This is a genomic window from Methylobacterium sp. 190mf, from assembly GCF_900107945.1.
Classification (GTDB): Bacteria; Pseudomonadota; Alphaproteobacteria; order Rhizobiales; family Beijerinckiaceae; genus Methylobacterium.
This window is the reverse complement of the sequence record NZ_FNVI01000006.1, coordinates 119,170-142,998: the sequence shown is the minus strand read 5'-3', so window position 1 is coordinate 142,998 and position 23,829 is coordinate 119,170. Positions and strand designations below refer to the sequence as shown.

Genomic DNA, 23,829 nt, shown 5'->3' with positions numbered 1-23,829 from the left:
AACCGGCGCCCGGGGGCGCCGGCCCGCCCGCGCGGCCGGTGCGCGGTCAGGCGGCCTTCTTCCCCCGGCCCTTCGACGGCTCCGCGTCCGGCTCCGCCCCGCCGGGCTCGCCCGCGGCGTTGATCGACTCGGCGATCTTCGAGAGCAGCGCGTCGGTCCGCTTCTCCTCCTGCAGGGTCTCGTCCAGGAGCTGGGCGGCGTCCGCGTAGCCGAGCTGGGCCGCCCAGGTCTTCAGGGTGCCGTAGCGGGCGATCTCGTAGTGCTCCACCGCCTGGGCGCAGGCGGCCAGCACCGCGTCGGCGGCCGGGCTGTCGGCGAAGTCGTCGAGATCCTCCTCCATCTCCGAGACGATGCCCTGCATCGCCTCGCAGGTCTTGGCCCGGGCCGGCTTGCCGATGATCTCGAAGACCTGCGTCAGGCGCTCCACCTGCTGTGCGCTCTCCTCGGCGTGGGTCTCGAAGGCCTGGCGCAGCTCGTCGTGCTCCGCCGCCTTGGCGGATTTCTTGAGGGCTTTCACCGACTGCTTCTCGGCGTAGTAGACGTCCTTCAGGGTCTCGTAGAAGGCGTCCTGCAGCGTCTTCTGCTTGGCCATTCGGTCTGTCTCCGCTGGGGTCCACGCGCCGTGTTCGGCGGCGTCCTCCGGGGAACTCCGGTCCGGCCGGCCGTATCCGGGCGATATCTTCGCCCTGTGGAGGAACCTTTCGGGGCTCAGCCGCCCGCCCCGTCCGGGCGCGGCTTCCGGCTGCCCCGCGGCGCGCCGCCCGGCTTCGGGCGCAGGCGGTCGAGGACCGTTTCCAGGGCGCGCTCCACCGCGTCGCGGTCCGGCACGGTCTCCGGCACCGCGTCCGGCGGAGGCGGGGGCGATCGGCCCGGGTCGCGGCGCTTCGGCATGTCGTCCGCCCGTATCGCCGCCGGGCCGACCGGTCTTCCGGCCCGCGCGGCGGCTTCCGGCCGGTCGATCGGCCAGGATCCTGGGATCAAAGCTTGCCGGGATCCGGGGATCCCGGGATCCTGTGATCAAGGTTCGCGGATGGTTGCCGGCGCGTCGGGATTCGGACCTTTCGGCGGCCGTGCCGGATCACCGGAGATCTCGGTCGCGCCCTGTCCGGACCCGCGGCGGCCGCCGAACGGCCAGTCGATCAGGCCGCTGGCCCAGAGCGCCGCCCAGACGAAGACCGGCTGAAACGCGAGCCGCGGCCCGTGGTACCACCAGGAATCCGGGATGCCCTCGACGTGGACGTGCTCGAACGCGTGCTTGAGGTTCGCCGGGTAGACGCAGACCGCGTAGAGGGCGAGGCCGAGCGCGGCCGCCCGGCGGAACCGCCCGGTGAGGAGGCCGACCGCGCCCGCGATCTCGCACAGGCCGGTCGCCAGGATGACGAGCCGCGGCTGCGGCACCCAGTCGGGCATGAGCGGCAGCATCGCGTCGGTCGCCACGAGGTGGACCACGCCGATGAACCCGTAGATCGCCGCGAGCGCGTAGCGCAGCCGGCGCCGCCAAGTCTCGATTGACGCCTCGATCGCTCCCTCGATCGCTCCCTCGGTCACGCGACCGCGTCCTCCGTGACGCCGCAGGCCTGCGCCAGGCGGGCGCGCAGGGCCGCCACGAGGCGGGTCACCGCCGGATGGCCGGCGCCCGGGAAGGCCGTGTCGCCGATGGCCGTCACGGGGGCCAGGAGCCGCAGGGAGTTGGTCAGGAACACGGCCTCCGCGCCGAGGAGATCGGGCAGGCCGAGCGACCGTTCCTCGGCCCGCAGCCCGCATCCGGCGGCGAGACCCAGCACCTCCGCCCGCACGATGCCGGCGAGCACGCCGTCCCCGAGCGGGGGCGTCACCAGATTGGCGCCGAACAGGGCGAAGAGATTGCCGGTGCCCGCGCAGGCGACGCGGCCCCGGGTGTTGCGGAACAGCGCCTCGTCGAACCCCGCGGCGGCGGCCTCGCGGGCGGCCAGCACCGCGTCGAGATAGCCCAGCGTCTTCAGGCGGGCGGCGGGGGAGGTGTCGTTGCGGGCGATGGCCGTCGGCCACAGGCGCAGGGGCGCGAAGGACGCGGCCCTGGCGCTCGCGGCCGCGGTGGCGAACAGGGTCGGGTTCGGCGCGTCCGGCGGCCTCAGGCCGCGCGGGCCGGAGCCGCGCGTCAGCGTGGTCCGGATCGCGAGCCGCTCCCCCTGACCCGCGAGGTCCCGCATGGCCGCACGGATCCGCTCGGGTTCGGCGGGGATCCCCAGCGTCTCCGCGGAGGCCACGAGCCGGGCGATATGGGCGTCCTCGAAGGCGACGCGGCCGCCGAGCGCCAGTGCGGTGTCGAACAGGCCGTCGCCGAGCGTCAGGCCGCGGTCGGTGTGGTCGAGCGGAGCCGTGGTTCCGGGCAGAAGCGCCCCGTCACGCCACAGCATCGCGGCGCCCCTCCGGCCTCTCCCGCCACGCGCGGGCGAGATCCAGGAAATTGGCGAACAGGGCGTGGCCGCCCTCGGTCAGGACCGATTCCGGGTGGAACTGGATGCCGTAGGTCGGGTGGGTCCGGTGCGACAGCGCCATCACCTCCCCCTCCTGCGAGACCGCGTCGACCGAGAGGTGTCTTTCCATGTCGGGGCCGGGATTCACGACCAGCGAGTGGTAGCGCCCGACCGGCATCGGCGCCGGGATTCCGGAAAACAGGCGCTCGCCGGTATGGGCGATCGGCGTCATCTGCCCGTGGAGGGGGCGCTGTGCCCGCGCGACCGTGCCGCCGAAGGCCGCGCCGATCGCCTGATGGCCGAGGCAGACGCCGAGGATCGGCACCGCGCCCGACAGGTCGCGGATCGCCGGCAGGGAGATCCCGGCCTCCGCGGGGGTGCAGGGCCCGGGCGAGACCACCAGGGCCTCCGGCTCCAGCGCCCGGATGCCGGGGACGTCCAGCGCGTCGTTGCGCACGACCCGGACCGTCTCGCCGAGCTCCTCCAGGTAACGGACGACGTTGAAGACGAACGAGTCGTAATTGTCGAGGACGAGGATCATGCGAAGGCCTCGAACACGCGGGCGGCCTTGGCCAGGGTCTCGTCGTATTCCGGGCCGGGCTCCGACAGCAGCGTCACCCCGCCCCCGGCCTGCAGGACCGCCTGCCGGTCGTCCATGAACACGGTGCGGATCGCGATCGACGTGTCGAGCGCCCCGTCGAAGCCGATCCGGCCGATGGCGCCGCAGTAGAGTTCCCGCGCGTCGCCCTCGATCTCCGTGATGATGTCCATGGCGCGGATCTTCGGCGCGCCCGTGATCGAGCCGCCCGGGAAGGTCCCTTCCAGGAGGTCGAGGGCGTCGAGCCCGTCGCGGAGGTCGCCGGTCACCACTGACACCAGATGGTGGACGTTGGCGTAGGTCTCCAGGCCGCACAGGGTCGGCACGGCGACGCTGCCCGGCCGGCAGACCCGCGACAGGTCGTTGCGCAGCAGGTCGACGATCATGACGTTCTCGGCCCGCTCCTTGACGCTGGCCTGGAGCGCCTCGGCCGCCGCCCGGTCGGCCGCCGGGTCGTCGAGGCGGCGGGCGGTGCCCTTGATCGGGCGCGTCTCCACGTGCCGCCCGTCGAGGCGGATGAACCGCTCCGGCGAGGACGAGGCGACGGTCAGGCCCTCCTGTTCCAGGTAGGCCCCGAAGGTCGCCGGGTTGGTCTCGCGCAGCCGCCGGTAGAGGGCGAACGGGTCGAAGCCGGCCGGCAGGTCGGCGACGAAGCGCTGGGCGATGTTGGCCTGGTAGATGTCGCCGGCCCGGATATAGGCGCGGACCTTTTCGACTGCTTCCTCATAGCTTTGGCGGTCGAAGTTCGAGCGCCACGCGAGCGGCTGGGCCGGCCGGGCGGGGGCCGGGACCGGCGGCTCCGCGCCGCCGAGCAGGTCGGCGAAGCGGGCGAGCCGCGCCTCCGCGCGGGCCCGCCGCGCGTCCGGCGCGGTCTCGGGGAAACCCGTGGCGACGAGCCGGCCCGTGCCGACGGCGTGGTCGACGACCAGCGCGGTGTCGTAGAGGTTCAGCGCGATGTCGTCGGTGAGCCCCGCCCGCCGGGCGGGCGGCGCCACCCGCTCCAGCGCCGCGCCGAGGTCGTAGGCGAGGTACCCGATCGCCCCGCCGGGGAACGGCTCCGGGCCTGCCTCGAGCCGGTAGGGTTCGAGGCAGGCCCGGAGCGCGGCCATCGGGCCGCCCGCCACCGGCCTCCCGTCGAGGGTCGCGCGCCCGTCGCGGTAGCGGAACCGCGCGAACGGGTCGGCGGCCACGATCGAGTGCCGCCCCAGCGGGTCGTGCCGCATGGCGCTGTCGAGGAAGGCGAGCCCGGGCAGGGCGCGCAGCCGCGCTGCCGCCGCGACGGGATCGATGAAGGGGATCTCTCGGGTCCACATGACCGGGTTCGGGGCCGCCATCCTCGAGCTGTGCGTCGTGCGCTGCCGTCGCACAGGCGATGCCGCGGGGGAAGCGGCAGTTCCACGCAGGCCCCGCCGCCGCGCGCGGGCGGGCCGTGTCCGGGGCGCAGGGCCGCGCCGCCCAATCCTGATGTGGGGTCTGAGGAACCGGCCGCAAAGCTTTGCCGTAGCGATAGGATCTTTGTCAGGGCTCAGGCTCGCGCGCAGGGCCGGGCACCCCTGCGGCGGCCGGCCTCGCGCGGAGGCGCGGGAGCCTGTATAGGAGCGCGACCCCGAATTCTTGGTCCCGCGCGCCGGGCGGCCGATCGCCCCGCCGGACTATCCGACCCGAATGCCATGACCGCCACGCCCGCTCCCCGCGGCCCCGCTCCCGGCGCCGCCCCGAAAATCTCGTTCGTCTCGCTGGGCTGCCCGAAGGCGCTGGTCGATTCCGAGCGGATCCTCACCCATCTGCGCGCCGAGGGCTACGAGCTGGCCCGGCGGCACGACGGCGCCGACGTGGTGATCGTCAACACCTGCGGCTTCCTCGATTCCGCCAAGGCGGAGTCGCTCTCGGCCATCGGCGAGGCCATGGCGGAGAACGGCCGCGTCATCGTCACCGGCTGCATGGGCGCGCAGCCGGAGGAGATCCGCGAGAAGTACCCCGACCTCCTGGCGGTGACCGGGCCCCAGGCCTACGAGTCGGTGGTGGCGGCCGTCCACGAGGCGGTGCCGCCGGCCCACGACCCGTTCCTCGACCTCGTGCCGCCGCAGGGGATCAAGCTCACCCCGCGCCACTACGCCTACCTGAAGATCTCGGAGGGGTGCAGCAACCGCTGCAGCTTCTGCATCATCCCGAGCTTGCGCGGGAACCTCGTCAGCCGCCCCGCCGCCGACGTGCTGCGCGAGGCCGAGAAGCTGGTGAAGGCCGGCGTGAAGGAGCTGCTGGTCGTCAGCCAGGACACCAGCGCCTACGGCGTCGACATCCGCTACAGCGAGAGCCCGTGGCGCGACCGGCAGGTCCGGGCGAAGTTCTACGACCTGACCAAGGAACTCGGCGAGCTCGGCGCCTGGGTGCGGTTGCACTACGTCTACCCCTACCCGCACGTGGACGAGGTCATCCCGCTGATGGCCGAGGGCAAGGTGCTGCCCTACCTCGACATGCCGCTCCAGCACGCGAGCCCCTCCGTGCTCAAGCGCATGCGCCGCCCCGGCAATCAGGAGCGCCAGCTCGACCGGATCCGCAGCTGGCGGCAGACCTGCCCGGACCTCGCGATCCGCTCGACCTTCATCGTCGGCTTCCCCGGCGAGACCGAGGCCGAGTTCGAGGAGCTGCTCGCTTGGCTGCAGGAGGCCAAGCTCGATCGGGTCGGCTGCTTCGAGTACGAGCCGGTGGCCGGCGCCACCGCCAACGCGCTGGGCGACCTCGTGCCGCCGGCGGTGAAGGCCGAGCGCAAGCGCCGGTTCATGGAGACCCAGAACGGCATCGCGCTCCGGCTGCAGCGGGCCAAGGTCGGCAAGCGGCTGCCAGTCATCGTCGATTCCGTCGAGGGCGGGGTGGCGCGGGGCCGGTCCAAGGCCGACGCGCCGGAGATCGACGGCAATGTCCACGCCGCGTTCCGGCGCCCGGTGCGGGTCGGCGACATCGTCACGGTGAAGATCGACCGGGCCGAGGCCTACGACCTCTACGGCAGCGTCGCCTGACGGCAGACCCCGTTTTTGCGAGCGCAGCGAAGCAATCCAGGGATGCGCTGCGCTCGGGAACGTCGCGCTGCGCTCGCGATGACGGGCGCGGACCGGACTCCTGTTGACGCCGCGTCCGGCGCGGCTTGACCCCGCCCGCCCCGCGCGGTCTTTCGGAACAGATCAGGAACTTGGTCGGGACCCGAGGCGGCGATGGATCCGGAGGTCGCGCTCCGAAAGATCATCCACATCGACATGGATGCGTTCTACGCCTCCGTGGAGCAGCGCGACGACCCGTCGCTGCGCGGCCGGCCGCTGGCGGTGGGCGGCTCCCGGGAGCGCGGGGTGGTGGCCGCTGCGAGCTACGAGGCCCGAAAATTCGGTGTCCGCTCCGCCATGCCGTCGGCCACCGCGCGGCGGCTGTGCCCGGACCTGCTGTTCGTGAAGCCGCGCTTCGAGGTCTACCGGGCGGTCTCCGAGGAGATCCGGGCGGTCTTCGCCCGGCACACGGCCATCATCGAGCCGGTGGCCCTCGACGAGGCCTATCTCGACGTCACCGAGAACCTCCAGGGCCTCCCGACGGCGACGGCCGTGGCGAAGGCGATCCGGGCCGAGATCCTGGAGCGCACCGGGCTCATCGCCTCGGCCGGGGTCTCGTACAACAAGTTCCTCGCCAAGGTGGCGTCCGACCACCGCAAGCCCGACGCCCTGTTCGTCATCACCCCCGCCATGGGGCCGGACTTCGTGGCGGCGCTGCCGATCGGCCGGTTCCACGGCGTCGGCCCGGTCACCGAGGCGAAGATGAAGCGGCTCGGGATCGAGACCGGGGCGGATCTGCGCGCCTGGACGCCGGAGCGCCTGCGCGAGACCTTCGGCTCCGCGGGCGCCTACTACCACGCGGTCGCCCGGGGCATCGACGCGCGGCCGGTGCGCGCCCACCGGGTGCGCAAGTCGATCGGCGCCGAGACCACCTTCTCGGACGACACGGCCGCCTTCGAGGTCCTGGCCGCCCGGCTGGCGCCGCTGTTCGACAAGGTCTGGGCGGGCGCCGACGCCAAGGGCATGCGCGCCCGGACCGTGACCCTGAAGCTCAAGTTCTCGGATTTCGCGCAGGTCACCCGGGCGAAGTCCCTCGCCGTGCCGGTGGCCGACCGGGCCGCCCTGGAGCGGATCGGCCTCGACCTGCTCGCCGGCCTGTTCCCCCTGCGCCGGAGCGCGCGGCTGATCGGGGTGTCGCTGTCGGGCTTCGCGCAGGACGCGCCCGAGGCGCCGCTCCAGCTCGGGCTGGCGCTCTGACACGGCCTCCGGGGCAGGCCCACGCTCCGTCATCACGGGCGCAGCGAAGTGGCCCCGGGCAGCAGGACATCGGTCAGCGTGGCGCTGCCCTGGATCGCCTCGCTCCACTCGCAACGACGACGGTTGGGAAGCGATCAACCGGAAAGTGATAGAGCCGCCGCCGTCATGCACGACACGGCGCCTGTGCGGTTCCGCACGTCGGGAAGGCCGGGTCGATCGCAGAGCGGAGCGATCCGGTCTGGATCAGGGTTTCTCGAGCCCGCGCGAACACAAGGACCCTGTCGATGCCGAAGCACGCCCGCCTGGCCCTGGCCGCCGCGCTTCTATCGGCCCTCGCGGCGGGCGCCGCCCGCGCGGACGGCACATCCGCTTTCGGGGCCGCCAACGCGGCCCAGCTCCGGGGCTACACCGCGAGCCCGGCCCAGGTCTACGTTCCGGCAGGCGGCCCGAGCGCCAGGCCCGCGGCCCCCGCACCGCAGCGGCCGAAGGCGCCGGCGCGCAGTCGCTGAGATCGACCCGGGCCGCACCGGCCCGGGCATCCGGTCACGCGTTCTCGGTCACGCGTTCTTGCGCGGCCGGTGGTCGGGGTCGACGCCGCCGTCGAGCTTCGTCTCGTTGTCGACGTCGCCCTCGAAGGTCGAATCCGCCTGCAGATCCGCCGGGTCGGCGCCGCTCATCCCCTTCGAGGTGCCGATCCCGGGATTGCCCTTGAGGTCGGCGTCCGTGGGCGTGTCGGTCTTCGGGTGCTTGGATGACATGCAGGCTCCTGTCGGATGCTGATGTCGGGCCAACGCGTCGGCGCGGGGCCGGTCTCCCGCGCGGCGTGCGGCGGTTCGCCTCCCGGTCCCCGCACGCCCTCAGCCGATCTCCGCCGCGGCGATCCGGCGGACGCCCGCCGCCTCCATCCGCGCCCAGGCCCGCGCGAGCGACCCGTCCACGTCGATCCCGCGCACCGCGTCCGCCACCACGAGGACGTCGAACCCCGCGTCGCGCGCGTCGAGCGCGCTCCAGGCGACGCAGAAATCGGTGGCGAGGCCGCACACGGCGACGCGGGTGATGCCGCGCTCCCGGAGCGCCCCGGCGAGGCCGGTGCGCGTGGCCCGGTCGGCTTCCAGGAAGGCCGAGTAGCTGTCGACCCGCGGATCCAGCCCCTTGCGCACCACCAGGCTCGCCCGGTCGGTGGCGAGGTCCGGCGCGAAGGCGGCCCCGGGGCTGCCCTGGACGCAGTGGCGCGGCCACAGCACCTGCGGCCCGTAGGGCAGCGTCACGGTCTCGAACGGGGCCCGCCCCGGATGGGTCTCGGCGAAGGAGACGTGATCGGCCGGATGCCAGTCCTGCATCAGCACCACGTGCCGGAAGCGGTGCTGGAGGTGGTTGATCGGGCCGATCACCGCGTCGCCCCCCGGGACGGGGAGCGCCCCGCCCGGCAGGAAGTCGACCTGCACGTCGACGACGAGGAGCAGGTCGGCGTTGCCGGGCGTCACGGTCGGTCCCTACGGCAGCATCACGATCGAGCCGGTGGTCTCCCGGCCCGCGAGGTCGCGGTGCACCTGCTGCGCCTCGGCCAGCGGGTAGGTGGCGTTGACCGCGATCTTCACCGCGCCGTCGCGGACCACCTTGAACAGGCGGGCGGCCGCCTCCTCCAGGGTGGCGCGGTTCGACGAGAAGGTCGCGAGCGTCGGGCGCGTCACGTAGAGCGAGCCGCGCGGGGCCAGCAGGCCGAGGTCGAGCCCGGTGATCGCCCCGGAGGCCGAGCCGAAGCTCGCCAGCAGGCCGAGCGGCGCGAGGCTGTCCAGGGAGCCCATCAGGGTCGCCTGCCCGACGCCGTCGTAGACCACCGGCACGCCCTTGCCGCCGGTGATCTCGCGCACGCGCTTGGCCACGTCCTCCTCGCGGTAGAGGATGACGTGGTCGCAGCCGTTCTGCTTGGCGAGCTCCGCCTTCTCGGGGCTGCCGGCGGTGCCGATCACGGTGGCGCCGAGGTGCTTGGCCCACTGGCACGCGATCAGGCCGACGCCGCCGGCGGCGGCCTGCCACAGGATCGTGTCGCCGGGCTTCACCGCGTAGGTCCGGTGCAGCAGGTACTCGACGGTCAGGCCCTTGAGCATCATGGCGGCGGCGGTCTTCTCGTCGACCCCGTCGGGGATCGGCACGGCCGCCGAGGCCGGGATCACCGGCTCCTCGGCGTAGCAGCCGTCCGCCACCGAGCCGTAGGCGACCCGGTCGCCGGCCTTGAACTGGGTCACGCCCTCGCCCACCGCCGTGACGGTGCCGGCGCCCTCCTTGCCGGGGGTGTAGGGCATGTGCGGGGACTTGTAGGCGCCGGTGCGGAAGTAGATGTCGATGAAGTTGACGCCGATGGCGGCCTGCCTGACCCGGATCTGCCCGGGGCCCGGCTCGGCCAGGGGCACGTCCTCGAAGCGCATCACCTCGGGACCGCCGTACTCGTAGACCCGGATCGCCTTCGGCATCGTTGGACTCCCGCTCGCCGCCCCGTCCGGGGCGTTGCAGCCCGAGATAACGGACCGCCCGCCGGAGGCAATTCGTTTTTGGCCTCTCGCGCCCCGGTTGTAACCCGCCCGGCCGCGGCCCCGTTCTGGATCCGCCGGACCCGGACGCCTATCTAGGCCCTGCCATTCCCTGAGCCGAGGTCCGACATCCATGTCCGGCACCACCCGCACGAGCGCCGACCTCGATCCGCGCCGCCGCCGCCTCCTCTACCGCGCCTGGCACCGGGGCATCCGCGAGATGGACCTGATCATGGGCCGCTTCGCCGATGCCGAGATCGGCGACCTCTCGGAAGCGGAGCTCGACCAGTTCGAGGCGCTGATCGAGGTGCCGGACCGCGACCTGTTCAAGTGGCTGACCGGCGAGGTCGAGACGCCCACGAACTACGACACGTCGGTCTGGCGGCGGGTGCGGGCGTTCCACCGGCACGACGCGCCGATCCACTCCTGAGAGCGACCGGTCGAGAGAGCCCGCGATGGACGAACCGAAGCCCAACTACGACCACCCGGCCCGGTCGATCGCCACCGAGCTGGTGGTGCGCATCATGCTGGAGATGATGGAGCGCTCCGATCCGGCGCTCCGCGCCGAGATCCTGCGGCAGGCGACGGCGCGCGCCGCCGCGATGACCGAGCACATGCCCAACGCGGACTTCTTCCGCGGCCGGGTCGAGGCGGCGCTGGCGGAGATCGTCGGGCCGGACGCCTGAGGGGCGTAAGCCGCGGGCTTCCGTCGCATCCGATCGAAAAGCTCGGCCGATGCGACCCGCTCCGTCATCACGAGCGCAGCGACGTGACCCAGGGCAGCGCGAATTCCGAAGGTGCGGCGCCGCTGGATCGCTTCGCTGCGCTCGCAAAGACGATGGGGCCGGCTCTTCCCCCTGGGAGAGGCGATCCGCAAGGTGCTCTGGGCCGGGCCGCGCGTGTCCCCGAAGCGCGGCCGAACAGCCGTTCCATGCCGCGGCAGAACCGCCATATAGGATGCGTTCAGCCGTGACCGCGGGGACGCTTTATCGCGGCGGCCCGATCGGCTAACGCCACCCGACCTCCTCCCCTGACGCGCCCGGCGGGATTTCCCGCGAAAGACCCGATGGCCAAGCCTCAGCCGAAGCCCCCCGCCGCCAAGCCGCAGGTCGCGCGCTTCGCGCTGCCGAAATCCTCCGCGCTCGCCCGGGCGATCGACGCCCTCAAGCGCGGCGACAGCCCGGTCCTGGCGAACGCCCCGGAGGGCTTCGACGCGCTGGCGCTCGCCGACCTCGCCCGCGCCCTGGCGCCCACCGTCGACGCGCCGGCGGTGCTGGTCCACGTGGCGCGCGATTCCGGGCGCTCGGCGGCCTTCCAGGCGGCCCTCGGCTTCGTCGCGCCCGAGATGGACGTGATGAGCCTGCCGGCCTGGGACTGCCAGCCCTACGACCGGGTCTCGCCGACGACGGCGGTCGCCGCCGCCCGGATGACGGCGCTCGCCCGCCTCGCCCGCACCCGCTCGGCCGAGGACCGCCCGCGCATCCTCTGCACCACGGTCAACGCCCTGGTGCAGCGGGTCCCGCCCCGCGCCCACATCGCCAAGGAGGCGTTCTCGGCGGCGATCGGCAACGTCGTGTCGATGGACGACGTGGTGGCCTGGGTCGAGGCCAACGGCTTCCTGCGCACCGGGACGGTGCGCGACACCGGCGAGTACGCGGTTCGCGGCGGCATCCTCGACCTGTCGCCCCCCGGCCTGCCGGCCCCGATCCGCCTCGACTTCTTCGGCGACACGCTGGAATCGATCCGCGCCTTCGACCCGGAGACGCAGCGCACAACCGGGCAGCTCCGCTCGCTCGACCTGATGCCGATGAGCGAGGTCCAGCTCACCACGGAGACCATCCGCCGCTTCCGCCAGAACTACATCCAGAGCTTCGGGGCGGCGACCCGGGACGACCGGCTCTACGAGACGGTGAGCGAGGGGCGGCGCTACGCCGGCCTCGAGCACTGGATGCCGCTGTTCTACGACCACCTCGACACGCTGTTCGACTACCTCGGCGGCGTGCCGCTGGTCTTCGACCCGCAGGTGGAGGACGCCGCCGCCGAGCGGATCGCGCTCGTCCAGGACTATTACCAGGCCCGCGAGGGCGCGATGAAGACGCCGCAGCCCGGCGTCGCCCCCTACAAGCCCCTGCCGCCCCGCGCCCTCTACCTGACGCCGAACGAGCTGAAGGAGCGGATCGGCACCGCCACCGTGGCGCGGCTGACCCCGTTCGCGCAGCCCGAATCGTTCGAGCGCGCGGTGATCGATTGCGGCGCCAAGGCCGGACGGAGCTTCGCCCCCGAGCGGGCCGACGAGAATGCCAGCGTGTTCGACGCCGCGGTGGCGCATATCCGCGATCTCCAGGGATCCGGTCATCACGTGATCCTGGGAGCCTGGTCCGACGGGTCCCGCGACCGGCTCTGCGGCGTGCTCACCGACCACGGCCTGAGGAAGCCCGTGGCGATCACCCGGCTCACCGACGTCTACGCGCTCAAGCGCGGAACCGACGCGGCCGTGGCCGTCTGGGGCCTGGAGGCGGGCTTCACCGCGGGCGAACTCGCCGTCGTCTCCGAGGGCGATATCCTGGGCGACAGGCTGGTCCGCCAGAAGCGCAAGGCCAAGCGGCCCCAGGACGTGATCCTGGAGGTGCAGGCGCTCCAGCCCGGCGACCTCGTGGTCCACGCCGACCACGGCATCGGCCGGTTCGTGGGCCTCAAGACGATCCACGCCGCCGGCGCCCCGCACGATTGCCTGGAGCTGCAATACACCGGCGGCCTGCTGCTCCTGCCGGTGGAGAATATCGAGCTCCTGACCCGCTACGGCTCGGAGGATTCCGAGGTCGCCCTCGACCGGCTCGGCGGCGGCGCGTGGCAGGCCCGCAAGGCCAAGATGAAGCGCCGCATCCTCGAGATGGCGGGCGAGCTGATCAAGGTCGCGGCCCAGCGCTTCGTCCGGAAGGCCCCGTCCCTGCAGGCGCCCGAGGGGCTCTACGGCGAGTTCGCCGCCCGCTTCCCGTTCGAGGAGACCGAGGATCAGGCCAACGCCATCGACGCGGTGCTGGACGACCTCAATGCCGGCCGCCCGATGGACCGGCTGGTCTGCGGCGATGTCGGCTTCGGCAAGACCGAGGTGGCGCTCCGCGCCGCCTTCGCGGCGGCGATCTCCGGCAAGCAGGTGGCGGTGATCGTCCCGACCACGCTGCTGGCCCGCCAGCACTACCGGACCTTCGCCGAGCGCTTCAAAGGGCTGCCGGTCCAGGTGGCGCAGCTCTCCCGCTTCGTCTCGGCGGGGGAGATGAAGCAGACCCGCGCCGGGCTCATCGCCGGCACGGTCGACATCGTGGTCGGCACCCACGCCCTCTTGGCGAAGAACATCGCCTTCAAGGATCTCGGCCTGATCATCGTGGACGAGGAGCAGCATTTCGGCGTCGCCCACAAGGAGCGGCTGAAGGCGCTCCAGGCGGACGTCCACGTGCTGACGCTCTCGGCGACGCCGATCCCGCGCACGCTCCAGCTCGCCATGACGGGGGTTCGCGAGCTCTCGATCATCGCCACCCCGCCGGTCGACCGGCTGGTGGTGCGCACCTTCGTGACGCCGTTCGACCCGCTGACCATCCGCGAGGCCCTGCTGCGCGAGCGCTACCGCGGCGGCCAGTCCTTCTACGTCGTGCCGCGGATCGAGGATCTGGCCGAGGTCAAGAAATTCCTCGACGCCGAGATGCCCGAGATCAAGGTCGCGGTCGCCCACGGCCAGATGGCGGCCGGCCAGCTCGAGGACGTGATGACGGCCTTCTACGAGGGCAAGTTCGACGTCCTGCTCTCGACCACGATCGTGGAATCGGGCCTCGACATCCCCACCGCCAACACGCTGATCGTCCACCGGGCCGACATGTTCGGCCTCGCGCAGCTCTACCAGCTGCGCGGCCGGGTCGGGCGCTCGAAGGCGCGCGCCTACGCGCTGTTCACGACGCCGGCGAACCGCCAGCTCACCGCCCAGGCAGAGCAGCGCCTCAAGGTGCTCCAGAGCCTCGACACGTTGGGCGCGGGCTTCCAGCTCGCCTCCCACGACCTCGACATCCGCGGCGCCGGCAACCTGCTCGGCGACGCGCAGTCCGGCCACATCAAGGAGGTCGGCTACGAGCTCTACCAGCAGATGCTGGAGGACGCGGTCACCGCGCTCAAGGCCGGCATCGAGGACGTGCCCGAGGAGGCGTGGTCGCCGACCATCGCGCTGGGCGCGCCCGTGACGATCCCGGAGGATTACGTCGAGGATCTGGGCGTCCGGCTGGCGCTCTACCGGCGGCTCGCCACCATCCAGGACGATGCCGAGATGGAGAGCTTCGGTGCCGAGCTGATCGACCGGTTCGGGCCGCTGCCGCCGGAGGTGGAGCAGCTCCTCAAGATCGGCACGATCAAGATCCTCTGCCTCAAGGCCAACGTCGAGAAGGTCGAGGCCGGGCCGAAGGGCGTGGTGGTCCATTTCCGCGACCGGTCGTACGCCAACCCGCAGGGGCTCGTGGCCTTCGTCGCCGAGCAGGCGTCGTTCGCGAAGGTGCGGCCCGACATGAGCGTGGTGTTCGTGCGCGAGCTGAACACGATCCCGGCCCGGCTCAAGACCGCTACCGAGGTGCTGCGCAGTCTCGTGAAGATCGCCGAGCGGGGGAAGAAGGCGGCGTGAGGGGCGGGGGCGTCGCGCCCCGGCGAGACCCCTCATCCTGCGGGGCGGCTTGAGGAGACGCGTGGATGGCAGACCCGGCGCCGATCACCGGCGCGCCCGAGCCGGTGAAGGCCGCGCCGGGCGCCTTCCTCACGCCCCTGTTCACCGACCGGCGCGTCGCCGCGGTGCTGGGGCTCGGCTTCGCGCAGGGTATCCCGTTCCTGCTCGTCTACGCGACGCAGTCGGCGTGGCTCGTCCAGGCGAAGGTGCCGCTCGCCACGATCGGGCTGATGAGCGAGCTCACCATCGCCTACAAGCTCAAGTTCCTCTGGGCCCCCTTCCTCGACCGCCACGACGCGCCGCTCATCGGCCGCTGGCTCGGGCGGCGCCGCGGCTGGATCGTCGCCACGCAGATCCTCGTCGCCCTGGCGCTGGCGGGCGTCGCCTTCGGCGACCCGGCCCACTGGCTCGCCTGGACGGTGGCGTTCTCCCTGGCGCTCGGCGTCGCGGGCGCCACCCAGGACGTGGTGATCGACGGCTGGCGCATCACCGCCGCGCCGCCCGAGCAGCAGGCGCTGATGTCGTCCTGGGCCGAGGTCGGCTTCCGGATCGGCAACCTCGCGGCCGGCGCCGGCGCGCTCTACCTGTCCGACGCGTATGGCTGGCGCGTGGCCTACCTGTGCATGGCCGCGCTCATGGCGCCCGGCACGGTCGCGGCCCTGCTGGCGCCCGAACCCCCCGTCCCCGAGACCCCCGCCACCGGCGGCTTCGTCGAGACCGTCTGGGCGCCGATCCGCGACCTCCTCGCCCGGCTCGGGCCGCTCGCCCTGCCGGTGCTGGCGCTGGTCGCGGGCTTCCGGATGCCCGGCTACGTCTCGAACGCCATGGCGATCCCGCTGTTCAAGACGCTCGGCTACACCAACACCGACATCGCGACGGTGACGAAGCTGTTCGGCTTCTGGATCGCGCTCGGGGGCACCTTCCTGGCGAGCGCCATCATCCCGCGGATCGGCATGATGGCGAGCCTGCTCATCGGCACCGTGACGGCCTCGGCCTCCCACCTCGCGCTGGCCTACCTCGCCTGGCACGGCGGCCACGGCGGCGCGGCGTTCTGGACCTTCGCGCTGACCGTCGGGATCGACGGCTTCGCCTACGCCTTCGCGTCGATCGTGCTGATCACCTACATGTCGCGGCTCTCGGCCACCGCCCACGCGGCGAGCCAGTACGCCCTGCTGACCTCGCTCTGCGCCCTGCCCGGCAGCCTGCTCGCGGGGTTCTCGGGCTTCGTGATCGAGTGGACCGGGTTCACGTGGTTCTTCGTCGGCACGTCCCTCATCGGCGTGCCGGTGGCCCTGCTCTGCCTACTGGTCGCGCGCCGGCACGGGCCGATGGAGCCGGCGGCCGACGCGGCCGGGGACGCGCCGAATCGGGCCACCTGAGGCTGTGTCCCAACACGGGAACGCCCGCGGAAACTGTCTCTTTAGCGGGGATTAACCACAGCACGGCTTAATGGGGTGGACGGTTGATGTCCTCCCCAGACGGGTGACCCGGGCCACGTGCGCGAGAACGGCTCTCGCGGACGAACGGCGGCGGCTGCCCAGGGGAAGCGCGTACGCGAGTTCCCGAATGGCCCAGGCTGCGTTGTCCCTCGCCGCGTTCCAGACCGCGTATCCGAGCGCGGAATCCCGGCGACCGGCGCCCCCGCGCCCCAGCTACGTCGAGACCGCCTACGACCCGGTCGTCCGCACCCGGGCGCCCTACCCGAGCGCCATGCGGCGCGCCCGTCGCCGCGCCCGGCTGACGACGCTCATCGCTCTCACCGGCGTGAGCCTCGCCGGCTGGGCCGTGTTCAGCCACCCGCAGGGGCCGGCCCGCCCCGAGGCGGAGTCCGTCGCGGCGGCCGGGCCGGCCGCCGTCCCGGTCCCGCAGGCCGCGGCGGCGCCGCGGCCGAGCCTCGCCTGGATGCTCGACCGGAGCCCGGCGCTGGGCGCCGGCACCGCCACGGCCTTCGGGGGCGAAACCCCGCCGGTCGCCGGCTTCCAGGTCGCCGCCGCCGCCCCGTCCCCGGCGGTCCGGGAGATCGCCCGGCAGGTCGCGCAGGCGGAGCGGGCGCGGGCCGCCCAGGTCCGGATGGCCCAGGCCAAAGCTGCAGAAAAAGTCGCCGAGAGAGTCGCGGACAGGACCGGCGAGAGGACCGGCGAGACGGGGACGGGGGCGCCGGTCCGGATGGCCGCGGCCGAGCCCACGCCCGCCGCCCTCGCACCCGCCCCCGTTCCCGCCCTCGTGCCGCTGCCGGTGGCCCGCCCGCCCGAGCTGCGGCGCGCACCGGCGCCGCCCGCGCGGGTGGCGAGCCGCGCCCTGCCCCGGACCCGCGACGTGTTCCGCGCCGCGATGGCCGAGGAGCCGTCCTTCTTCGAGAAGCTGTTCGGCGTCGGCGCCGCGGCGCCGTCTCAGGACAGCCGCCAGGACAGCCGCCAGGAGCCCCGTCAGGCGCTGGCCTATGCCAGCCCGGACGCCCTGCCGCAGGAGGCGCCGCGCACCCGGATCAGCCCGGAGCCCGATTCGGTGGCCGGAACGGCCGTCTACGACATCACCGCCCGCACGGTGACGCTGCCCTCCGGCGAGGTGCTGGAGGCCCATTCCGGCCTCGGCGAGCACATGGACAACCCGCGCTACGTCCACCTGCGCATGCGCGGCTCGACCCCGCCCGGCACCTACACGCTGACCGAGCGCGAGCGCCTGTTCCACGGGGTCCGGGCGATCCGGCTCAACCCGGTGGGCGGCAGCGCCGCGATCCACGGCCGCGACGGCCTGCTGGCCCACACCTACATGCTGCGGCAGCCCGGCGCCTCGAACGGCTGCGTCTCGTTCCGCGACTACAACCGCTTCCTGCAGGCCTTCCTGCGGGGCGAGGTCCGGCGCCTCGTGGTGGTGGCCGGCAGCGGCGACGGCGGCGGCATCCTCAACCGGATCGGCCTCGCCGGGCGCCGGGGCGGTCGGGGCTGAGGCTCCGCGGGCCCTGCGGCGCGCCGGGCCGGAAGCCCGAGCGTCACGAAAGTCCGAGATCACTTCCGCGCGGCGCGGCTTTACGCGCCCGCCCAAGCTGCCTTAACGGGGCTCAGACGCCAGCCCTGACAAGAGGCACCCGATGAAACTGCCCCGCCGCTTCTTCCAGCCCCTCGCCACCGGCGCGCCGGCACCGTTCCGCGAACTGCCGGTGCGGCTGGAGCGGATGATCCACTTCGTGCCGCCCCACAACGACAAGGTCCGCGCCCGCGTGCCGGACCTCGCCGGGACCGTCGACGTGGTGCTGGGCAACCTGGAGGACGCGGTCCCGGCCGACCAGAAGGAGGCGGCCCGCAAGGGCTTCGTCGCCATGGCCCAGGCCACCGATTTCGCCGCCACCGGCACCGGCCTCTGGACCCGGATCAACGCCCTCAACTCGCCCTGGATCTTGGACGACCTGTTCACGATCGTGGCCGAGGTCGGCGACAAGCTCGACGTCGTGATGGTGCCCAAGGTCGAGGGACCGTGGGACATCCACTACGTCGACCAGCTGCTCGCCCAGCTCGAGGCGCGCCACGGGGTGACGAAGCCGATCCTGGTCCACGCGATCCTGGAGACCGCCGAGGGCGTCGCCAACGTCGACGCGATCGCGTCGGCCTCGCCGCGGATGCACGGCATGAGCCTCGGGCCGGCGGACCTCGCGGCGTCGCGCGGCATGAAGACCACCCGGGTCGGTGGCGGCCACCCGGATTACCGGGTGCTCAGCGATCCCTCCGGCGATGCCCCCCGCGCCACCGCCCAGCAGGATCTCTGGCACTACACCATCGCCAGGATGGTCGACGCCTGCATGGCCAACGGCATCAAGGCCTTCTACGGCCCGTTCGGCGACTTCTCCGACGGCGACGCCTGCGAGGCGCAGTTCCGCAACGCCTTCCTGATGGGCTGCGCCGGCGCCTGGACGCTGCACCCGAGCCAGGTGGCGATCGCCAAGCGGGTCTTCGCGCCGGACCCGGCCGAGGTCGCCTTCGCGGCCCGGATCGTCGAGGCCATGCCGGACGGCACCGGCGCCGTGATGCTCGACGGCAAGATGCAGGACGACGCCACCTGGAAGCAGGCCAAGGTCATCGTGGACCTGGCGAAGCTCGTGGCCGCGAAGGACCCGGAGCTGGCGGCAGTGTACAAGCTGGGGTGAGCGGGTTGCCGTTCGGGCTCCCGGACTCGGGCGTCGTGCGCGGCGCCGCGGCGACGAAACGAGGCGCGGGCCCCCTCTCCCGTGCGGGAGAGGGGGCCTGGAGCGAATGGCGAGACCGGGCTCGCCGTCCTTCCCGACCGTTGCAACATGGTCGGATACGGCTCTAGTCCCCCCTCACCCGCCGAACCGCGCCCGGTACTCCTGCGGTGTCGCCGCGACGTGCCGCAGGAAGCTGCGCCGCATCGTCTCCTCGGAGCCGAAGCCGCAGGTCCGGGCGACGCGCTTGACCGGTTGCGCCGTCTCGGCCAGCGCGCGCCGCGCCGCCTCCACCCGCAGGCGCTCCACGGCCCTGGCCGGGGTCAGACCGGTCGCCGCGTGATAGTGCCGGCTCAGGCTGCGCGCGCTCATCCCGGCCGCCGCGGCGAGCGCCGGCAGCGACAGGTCGCCGGACAGGTTGTCGGCGATGTAGGCGTGGAGCCGCCCGAACCGCTCCTCGCCCGCCTGCAGCGCCAGCGCCGCGCTGAACTGCGCCTGCCCGCCGGGGCGCTTGAGGAACATCACGAGGTGGCGCGCCACCGTCAGCGCGGTCGCGCGGCCGAGATCCTCCTCGACCAGCGCCAGGGCCAGGTCGATGCCCGCCGTCACCCCCGCCGAGGACCAGACCGGGCCGTCGCGCACGAAGATCGGGTCGGGCTCGATCCGGGCGCGCCGGTAGCGGGCGGCGAGCGCCCCGCAATGCTTCCAGTGGGTCACGGCCCGCCGCCCGTCGAGGAGCCCCGCCGCCCCGAGCAGGAACGCGCCGGTGCAGACCGAAGCGACCCGGCGGGCCCGGCCCGCCCGGGCCCGCACCCAGGCCACCAGGGCGGCGTCGTCGCAGGCCGCGACGACGCCGGGGCCGCCCGCGATCACCAGCGTGTCCACCGGCGCGTCGGGTTCCGGCAATGGGTCGGCGACCAGCCGCAGGCCCGCCGAGGCGGTGAGCCCCGGGTCGCCGGCCGCGATCACCCGCGGCGCGTAGGGCATCCCGGCGCCGCCGTGCTCGTTGGCGGTGGCGAAGACCTGGAGCGGCCCGGCCACGTCGAGGAGCTGCACCGACGGGAAGGCCAGCACCTCGACCGGGCGCGGCGGATCTGGCGAGAAACGAGGGCTCTTTGGCATTTCGGCCAGATCCTGACGCGCTAGGATCACCCTGTCCACCACGGAGGCCCGGCATGATCCCGCCCGACACCCACCTGCAGATCGGCTCGCTCCTGTTCGAGGGGCTGGACCAGATCGACCTCACCGGCCCGTTCGAGGTCCTGTCCCGGGTGCCCAACAGCACCTACCGGGTCTACGCGCCGGGCCCGGAGCCCGTCCGCGACGTCCGCGGCCTCCGGATGCTGCCGGATGCCACGCTCGCGGAAGCCCCGCGGCTCGACGTGCTGCACGTCCCGGGCGGCACGGGCCAGGAGGCCCTGATGCGGGACCCGGCCGTGCTCGGCTGGATCCGCGACCAGGCGGCCGGGGCCGGCCACGTCCTCTCGGTCTGCACCGGCGCCCTGATCCTCGGCGCGGCCGGCCTGCTGGTCGGGCGGCGGGCCACGACCTACTGGAACGCCGTGCACCTGCTGCCGTTCTTCGGCGCCGAGCCGGTGGACGCGCGCGTGGTGATCGACCGCGACGCGGACGGGCGCACCTGGGTGTTCGCGGCCGGCGTCACCGCGGGCATCGACGGGGCGCTGCAGCTCGCCGCCGCGCTGCGCGGCGAGGAGGCCGCCCGGACCATCCAGCTCGGGATCCAGTACGCCCCCGAGCCCCCTTTCGACAGCGGCACGCCCCACACGGCCTCCCCGGACACCGTGGCGCGGGTGCGGGCGGCGGCGGCCGACATCACGGCCCGGCGCGAGGCCACCGCCCGGGCGATCGCGACCGAGCTCGGCATCCGGATCCCGTAGGAGACCTCCGATGGACCTGACCCGCGTTCGCGCCTTCGCGGCCGTCCTGGCGGCGAAGGACCGGGACGCCATGCTGGCGCAGATGGCCGAGGGGGGCGTGCTCAACACCCCGCTCGCCGCCGAGCCCGTGCGCGGGACGGCGGCGATCCGGCCGGTGGTCGACGCCTTCGAGAGCCGCGCGATCCTGGAAGGCCCCGCGCACGTCGCCGCCTTCTTCGGCGCGGCGGCCGGCCCGCACCGGCTCGACGGGATGGATGAGCGGCGCCTCGACGCGGCCGGGCGCATCGCCGAGATGACCGTCCCGTGGCGGCCGCTGCCGGAGGCGATCGCCGTCCGGGACCGCTTGGCCCGCGCCGCGGAAACGCCGACTTCCGCGGCGACCGGGTGACACGATCCGTCATCGGACCTATCTGTCCGATCTGGACGGGTTGAACCATGTCGGACGTAACACTGAGAACCGCGAAATTCGCGATCGGCGCCGTGGTGCGCCACCGGATCTACCCGTTCCGGGGCGTCGTGTTCGACGTCGACCCGGTGTTCGACAACACCGAGGAATGGTGGCTGTCGATCCCCGAGGAGGTCCGGCCGCGCAAGGACCAGCCGTTCTACCACCTGCTCGCCGAGAACGCCGAGACCGAGTACGTGGCCTACGTGTCGGAACAGAACCTCCTGCCCGACACGTCGGGCGAGGCCCTGCGCCACGCCGGCATCGCCGAGATGTTCGAGCGCGACGCCGCCGGCGCGTACCGGATGCGCGACCGCGCCACGAACTGAGGCGCCCTGTTCGTGAAGGTCCTGGCAAGCGGCGGGCGCTCGTCTGCCGCGACGGCCCGTGCCGTCGGACGAGCCCGCCCGATAGTCGCCAAACCCCGCTTCGCCGCCGCGTTCCTGCGCGGTGGCCTGCGCGGTGGCCTGCGCGCTGGCCTGCTCGCTGGCCTGCTCACGGGCACGGCGCGCGCCAACGACAGCGCGGCCGAACTCGATGCCGGCGGCCTCGTCCTGCGGCGCGAGCCCGGGATCGCGCTGGTGAGCGAGGACCTGTCGATCGCCCGCGATCGGATCGACGTGTCCTACCTGTTCCGCAATCAGGTTCAGGAGGCGCGCACGGTCCGGATCGCCTTCCCGCTGCCGCCGATCGACGGGCGGGAACTCAGCTTCTCGGCCCTGGCGCTGCCCCGGCCCGACAGCCCGAACTTCGTCGGCTTCACCGTCACGGTGGACGGCAAGCCCCTCGAGCCCGAGCTGGAGGAGCGCGCCTTCGTGGGCGAGCGCGAGGTGACGGACCTGCTGCGCCGTCACGGCCTGCCGCTGAACCCGCTGCGCTTCGAGGCGATCAGCGCGGCGGCCAAGCGGATCGGCGCGCCCGAATGGGCCGCGCTGGTCAAGGCCGGGCTCTTCCCCGACGTCCCCGACACGCCGGACCGGATGACCGAGGGGCTGTGGCGCGGCGAGGCCAAGTTCCACTGGCTCCAGACCTTCCCGCCCGGGCAGGAGGTCCGCATCGCGCACAGCTACGCGCCGGTGACCGGTTTCCACCTGCTCGAGCCGAAGGCGGCGTCCCGCGCGGCCTACCGGGCGACCTACTGCCTGGACGAGGGGGGGCTCGCGGCGATCCGGCGCCTGCACGCGAAGGCGCCGGATCCCGGCGGCTCCCTGCGGGCGACCGTGGTGCCCTACATCGTCACCACGGCGCGCAACTGGGCCGCGCCGATCGGGCGCTTCACCCTGACGGTCGACAAGGGCAGCCCGGAGGCGGTCGTCAGCTTCTGCCGCACGGACATCCGGAAGACCGGGCCGACCACGTTCCGCTGGGAGGCCCGGGACTACGTGCCCGACCAGGACCTACGCGTGCTGATCGTCCAGCCGGCTTCGGCGACCCCGGGGACGCGTTAGGTCTCGTCGCCGGGCGGCTCGAACGCGAAGGGCCGGACCTCGCGGCCCGGCCCCCGGTACGGACCCGCCGCGCGGCGGGTCGATGGCGCTTACTTGGCGGCCGGGGCCGGCGCCGGAGCCGCGCCGGCGGCCGGGGCGGCGCCCTGCTGCTGCTCGAGCTTCTTGCGCATATCCTCGGAGCGCTTCTCCAGCTCCGCCTGGAGCTTCTTCTGCTGTTCCTCGAGGACCTTCGGGTCGATGGCCGGGCCGTCGAAGGCCTTGCCGAAGCCGGCCAGCGGCACCGCGAAGGTGACCTCGCGCTGGGTCTGGTTCTGGACCGAGACGTTCAGGGTCGTGCCCTTCTTCATCGCGGCGATCACGCCGGCATCGACACCGCCGGCCTCGGCGAAGCAGCCGTTCGGGAAGCAGACCGCGAAGCGGCCGGCGGTCGCCGCCTGGCCGTCGACGCTGAAGCGGATGCCCGGCTGCAGCAGCAGGCCGAGCGGCAGCAGGTAGCGCACCACGCGCACCTCCTGCTTCTGGGCGGCGTTCTTCATCTCGTAGACCGCCACGGCCAGCACCGGCTGGCCCTGGTCGGACACGAAGTCGCGGGTCGTGTAGCAGATGTCGGTGCCCGAACCCTGGTCCTTGCCGCAGACCTTGGTCCAGTCGGCCTGGCTCGGCTCGGACTTCACCGCGACGATCTGCGGGCCCGTCTGGGCGGCCGGGGTGTTGGCCGCGGGGGTGCCCGGGGCGGTCGGCGCCGGGGCGGCCGGCGCGGGCGCGGCGGGCTTCTTCGGCTGCGCCAGGGCCGGCGCGGCCGCGAGACCGAGGCCCGCGAGGCCGAGGAGGGCGGCGCGGGCGAGCGTCGCGGTGCGGGTGAAGGACATCGGCTCTGACCCCTTGGAAGAGACGTGGTGTGGCTGGCAGGATGCGGAGCCGGCCTGGCGGCAGGTCCGCCGGAGCGTCCGGCTGCCCGCCGCGTTGGCGCGCCGCCCGGAACTCCGGATGAATCGGTCCGGCCATCGGGCGGGACGGGCGCCGTCTGCGCGCATCCCTCTCCCCGGCGACCGGGCGGCCTGCCTTTCCCCTCGAATGAGGCGAAGGCATGACACCGCGGCCGGGGAAGCTGTCGCAACCGTCCCGACCGCGCCCGGCCCCCGATAGGCTCCCATCCGCCCGGCCGCAAGCGCGACGTTGCGCGGCCGCGAGGCACGAGCGCGTGATCGGGCCGCGCCGCCGGACGCCGCCGAAGGCCTTCCGGACGCCCTCCGGCAGCGATCGGCAGCGATCGGCGGCGCGGCCGCTCTTAGCG

At 73.3% G+C, this 23,829-nt stretch carries 24 protein-coding genes; 13 read left to right on the top strand and 11 right to left on the bottom strand.

The features are described from left to right. Positions 1-46: 46 nt before the first annotated feature. The 6 genes from C4T42_RS09185 to pabB all read right to left on the bottom strand — a co-directional run bounded on the left by C4T42_RS09185 (position 47) and on the right by pabB (position 4,367). Positions 47-592 carry a ferritin-like domain-containing protein gene (locus C4T42_RS09185; protein WP_042672733.1) on the bottom strand — a complete coding sequence of 182 codons (546 nt, stop codon included), beginning with the start codon at positions 590-592 and terminating at the stop codon, positions 47-49. Positions 593-708: 116 nt separating this feature from the next. Continuing rightward, complete coding sequence (locus C4T42_RS09180) at positions 709-891, bottom strand: hypothetical protein (protein ID WP_026604943.1); 183 nt, start codon at positions 889-891, stop codon at positions 709-711. 126 nt (positions 892-1,017) lie between these two features. Continuing rightward, a complete protein-coding gene (locus tag C4T42_RS09175; protein ID WP_103985065.1) occupies positions 1,018-1,509 on the bottom strand; it encodes a DoxX family protein in 492 nt (163 codons plus the stop codon). 35 nt (positions 1,510-1,544) lie between these two features. Continuing rightward, positions 1,545-2,396, bottom strand: coding sequence for an aminotransferase class IV (locus C4T42_RS09170; protein WP_103985016.1), 852 nt, complete (start codon positions 2,394-2,396; stop codon positions 1,545-1,547). Beyond that, positions 2,383-2,997: an aminodeoxychorismate/anthranilate synthase component II gene (locus C4T42_RS09165; RefSeq protein WP_042672743.1), complete on the bottom strand. Its 615-nt coding sequence runs from the start codon at positions 2,995-2,997 to the stop codon at positions 2,383-2,385. Before C4T42_RS09165 ends, C4T42_RS09170 begins: the two co-directional genes overlap by 14 nt. Further along, entirely contained in the window at positions 2,994-4,367 is a 1,374-nt protein-coding gene (gene pabB, locus C4T42_RS09160) for an aminodeoxychorismate synthase component I (protein ID WP_103985015.1), read from the bottom strand. The genes C4T42_RS09165 and pabB overlap by 4 nt, the downstream gene beginning before the upstream one ends. Positions 4,368-4,724: 357 nt before the next feature. Between pabB and rimO the strand changes: the two genes are divergently transcribed. The 3 genes from rimO (at position 4,725) to C4T42_RS09145 (ending at position 7,855) form a co-directional block, all read left to right on the top strand. Further along, positions 4,725-6,071, top strand: a complete 1,347-nt coding sequence (gene rimO / locus C4T42_RS09155; RefSeq protein ID WP_100252102.1) for a 30S ribosomal protein S12 methylthiotransferase RimO — start codon at positions 4,725-4,727, stop codon at positions 6,069-6,071. 192 nt (positions 6,072-6,263) lie between these two features. Next, on the top strand, positions 6,264-7,346 hold the full coding sequence (gene dinB, locus C4T42_RS09150) for a DNA polymerase IV (protein ID WP_042672746.1): 1,083 nt from the start codon (positions 6,264-6,266) through the stop codon (positions 7,344-7,346). Between the two features lie 284 nt (positions 7,347-7,630). Then, on the top strand, positions 7,631-7,855 hold the full coding sequence (locus C4T42_RS09145; protein WP_091978295.1) for a hypothetical protein: 225 nt from the start codon (positions 7,631-7,633) through the stop codon (positions 7,853-7,855). Between the two features lie 48 nt (positions 7,856-7,903). Here the strand turns inward: C4T42_RS09145 and C4T42_RS09140 are convergent, their stop codons facing one another. The 3 genes from C4T42_RS09140 to C4T42_RS09130 form a co-directional block, all read right to left on the bottom strand. Beyond that, entirely contained in the window at positions 7,904-8,104 is a 201-nt protein-coding gene (locus tag C4T42_RS09140; protein ID WP_056523028.1) for a hypothetical protein, read from the bottom strand. 99 nt (positions 8,105-8,203) lie between these two features. After that, the gene (gene pncA / locus C4T42_RS09135) at positions 8,204-8,830 is read right to left on the bottom strand and encodes a bifunctional nicotinamidase/pyrazinamidase (RefSeq protein WP_103985014.1); all 627 of its coding nucleotides are present in this window, start codon (positions 8,828-8,830) and stop codon (positions 8,204-8,206) included. 9 nt (positions 8,831-8,839) lie between these two features. Next, complete coding sequence (locus C4T42_RS09130) at positions 8,840-9,817, bottom strand: quinone oxidoreductase (protein WP_020093289.1); 978 nt, start codon at positions 9,815-9,817, stop codon at positions 8,840-8,842. 190 nt (positions 9,818-10,007) lie between these two features. Here C4T42_RS09130 and C4T42_RS09125 point away from each other — a divergent pair, with 190 nt between their 5' ends. The 6 genes from C4T42_RS09125 to C4T42_RS09100 all read left to right on the top strand — a co-directional run bounded on the left by C4T42_RS09125 (position 10,008) and on the right by C4T42_RS09100 (position 18,708). After that, entirely contained in the window at positions 10,008-10,304 is a 297-nt protein-coding gene (locus C4T42_RS09125; RefSeq protein ID WP_020093288.1) for a succinate dehydrogenase assembly factor 2, read from the top strand. A gap of 25 nt (positions 10,305-10,329) precedes the next feature. Beyond that, a complete protein-coding gene (locus C4T42_RS09120; protein ID WP_020093287.1) occupies positions 10,330-10,560 on the top strand; it encodes a hypothetical protein in 231 nt (76 codons plus the stop codon). 380 nt (positions 10,561-10,940) lie between these two features. Continuing rightward, positions 10,941-14,531 carry a transcription-repair coupling factor gene (gene mfd, locus C4T42_RS09115; RefSeq protein WP_042672757.1) on the top strand — a complete coding sequence of 1,197 codons (3,591 nt, stop codon included), beginning with the start codon at positions 10,941-10,943 and terminating at the stop codon, positions 14,529-14,531. A gap of 65 nt (positions 14,532-14,596) precedes the next feature. Then, the gene (locus tag C4T42_RS09110; RefSeq protein WP_042672758.1) at positions 14,597-15,949 is read left to right on the top strand and encodes an MFS transporter; all 1,353 of its coding nucleotides are present in this window, start codon (positions 14,597-14,599) and stop codon (positions 15,947-15,949) included. Between the two features lie 187 nt (positions 15,950-16,136). Then, complete coding sequence (locus C4T42_RS09105; protein ID WP_103985013.1) at positions 16,137-17,516, top strand: DUF2778 domain-containing protein; 1,380 nt, start codon at positions 16,137-16,139, stop codon at positions 17,514-17,516. Positions 17,517-17,658: 142 nt separating this feature from the next. Continuing rightward, positions 17,659-18,708: a CoA ester lyase gene (locus C4T42_RS09100; RefSeq protein WP_042672761.1), complete on the top strand. Its 1,050-nt coding sequence runs from the start codon at positions 17,659-17,661 to the stop codon at positions 18,706-18,708. A 174-nt stretch (positions 18,709-18,882) separates the two neighbouring features. On the opposite strand, the gene C4T42_RS09095 is transcribed toward C4T42_RS09100, so the two are convergent. Further along, complete coding sequence (locus C4T42_RS09095; RefSeq protein ID WP_042672762.1) at positions 18,883-19,866, bottom strand: helix-turn-helix domain-containing protein; 984 nt, start codon at positions 19,864-19,866, stop codon at positions 18,883-18,885. A 53-nt stretch (positions 19,867-19,919) separates the two neighbouring features. Here C4T42_RS09095 and C4T42_RS09090 point away from each other — a divergent pair, with 53 nt between their 5' ends. The 4 genes from C4T42_RS09090 to C4T42_RS09075 are packed head-to-tail and all read left to right on the top strand — an operon-like array spanning position 19,920 to position 22,535. Beyond that, positions 19,920-20,642, top strand: a complete 723-nt coding sequence (locus C4T42_RS09090; RefSeq protein ID WP_020093280.1) for a DJ-1/PfpI family protein — start codon at positions 19,920-19,922, stop codon at positions 20,640-20,642. Positions 20,643-20,652: 10 nt separating this feature from the next. Continuing rightward, positions 20,653-21,030 (top strand): hypothetical protein, encoded by a 378-nt coding sequence (locus C4T42_RS09085; protein ID WP_042672764.1) that lies wholly within the window; start codon positions 20,653-20,655, stop codon positions 21,028-21,030. Between the two features lie 47 nt (positions 21,031-21,077). Continuing rightward, a complete protein-coding gene (gene hspQ, locus C4T42_RS09080; RefSeq protein WP_012318638.1) occupies positions 21,078-21,416 on the top strand; it encodes a heat shock protein HspQ in 339 nt (112 codons plus the stop codon). 12 nt (positions 21,417-21,428) lie between these two features. Continuing rightward, complete coding sequence (locus C4T42_RS09075; protein ID WP_103985012.1) at positions 21,429-22,535, top strand: DUF4424 domain-containing protein; 1,107 nt, start codon at positions 21,429-21,431, stop codon at positions 22,533-22,535. An 89-nt stretch (positions 22,536-22,624) separates the two neighbouring features. On the opposite strand, the gene C4T42_RS09070 is transcribed toward C4T42_RS09075, so the two are convergent. After that, the gene (locus C4T42_RS09070) at positions 22,625-23,404 is read right to left on the bottom strand and encodes an invasion associated locus B family protein (protein WP_020093277.1); all 780 of its coding nucleotides are present in this window, start codon (positions 23,402-23,404) and stop codon (positions 22,625-22,627) included. Positions 23,405-23,829 lie beyond the last annotated feature (425 nt).

What these genes read in the sequence shown, in the direction of transcription:
- C4T42_RS09185 (WP_042672733.1), bottom strand. Translation starts at nt 592, where the DNA reads ATGGCCAAGCAGAAGACGCTGCAGGACGCCTTCTACGAGACCCTGAAG.
- C4T42_RS09180 (WP_026604943.1), bottom strand. Translation starts at nt 891, where the DNA reads ATGCCGAAGCGCCGCGACCCGGGCCGATCGCCCCCGCCTCCGCCGGAC.
- C4T42_RS09170 (WP_103985016.1), bottom strand. Translation starts at nt 2,396, where the DNA reads ATGCTGTGGCGTGACGGGGCGCTTCTGCCCGGAACCACGGCTCCGCTC.
- C4T42_RS09165 (WP_042672743.1), bottom strand. Translation starts at nt 2,997, where the DNA reads ATGATCCTCGTCCTCGACAATTACGACTCGTTCGTCTTCAACGTCGTC.
- pabB (WP_103985015.1), bottom strand. Translation starts at nt 4,367, where the DNA reads ATGTGGACCCGAGAGATCCCCTTCATCGATCCCGTCGCGGCGGCAGCG.
- rimO (WP_100252102.1), top strand. Translation starts at nt 4,725, where the DNA reads ATGACCGCCACGCCCGCTCCCCGCGGCCCCGCTCCCGGCGCCGCCCCG.
- dinB (WP_042672746.1), top strand. Translation starts at nt 6,264, where the DNA reads ATGGATCCGGAGGTCGCGCTCCGAAAGATCATCCACATCGACATGGAT.
- C4T42_RS09145 (WP_091978295.1), top strand. Translation starts at nt 7,631, where the DNA reads ATGCCGAAGCACGCCCGCCTGGCCCTGGCCGCCGCGCTTCTATCGGCC.
- C4T42_RS09140 (WP_056523028.1), bottom strand. Translation starts at nt 8,104, where the DNA reads ATGTCATCCAAGCACCCGAAGACCGACACGCCCACGGACGCCGACCTC.
- C4T42_RS09130 (WP_020093289.1), bottom strand. Translation starts at nt 9,817, where the DNA reads ATGCCGAAGGCGATCCGGGTCTACGAGTACGGCGGTCCCGAGGTGATG.
- C4T42_RS09125 (WP_020093288.1), top strand. Translation starts at nt 10,008, where the DNA reads ATGTCCGGCACCACCCGCACGAGCGCCGACCTCGATCCGCGCCGCCGC.
- C4T42_RS09120 (WP_020093287.1), top strand. Translation starts at nt 10,330, where the DNA reads ATGGACGAACCGAAGCCCAACTACGACCACCCGGCCCGGTCGATCGCC.
- mfd (WP_042672757.1), top strand. Translation starts at nt 10,941, where the DNA reads ATGGCCAAGCCTCAGCCGAAGCCCCCCGCCGCCAAGCCGCAGGTCGCG.
- C4T42_RS09110 (WP_042672758.1), top strand. Translation starts at nt 14,597, where the DNA reads ATGGCAGACCCGGCGCCGATCACCGGCGCGCCCGAGCCGGTGAAGGCC.
- C4T42_RS09105 (WP_103985013.1), top strand. Translation starts at nt 16,137, where the DNA reads ATGGCCCAGGCTGCGTTGTCCCTCGCCGCGTTCCAGACCGCGTATCCG.
- C4T42_RS09100 (WP_042672761.1), top strand. Translation starts at nt 17,659, where the DNA reads ATGAAACTGCCCCGCCGCTTCTTCCAGCCCCTCGCCACCGGCGCGCCG.
- C4T42_RS09095 (WP_042672762.1), bottom strand. Translation starts at nt 19,866, where the DNA reads ATGCCAAAGAGCCCTCGTTTCTCGCCAGATCCGCCGCGCCCGGTCGAG.
- C4T42_RS09090 (WP_020093280.1), top strand. Translation starts at nt 19,920, where the DNA reads ATGATCCCGCCCGACACCCACCTGCAGATCGGCTCGCTCCTGTTCGAG.
- C4T42_RS09085 (WP_042672764.1), top strand. Translation starts at nt 20,653, where the DNA reads ATGGACCTGACCCGCGTTCGCGCCTTCGCGGCCGTCCTGGCGGCGAAG.
- hspQ (WP_012318638.1), top strand. Translation starts at nt 21,078, where the DNA reads ATGTCGGACGTAACACTGAGAACCGCGAAATTCGCGATCGGCGCCGTG.
- C4T42_RS09070 (WP_020093277.1), bottom strand. Translation starts at nt 23,404, where the DNA reads ATGTCCTTCACCCGCACCGCGACGCTCGCCCGCGCCGCCCTCCTCGGC.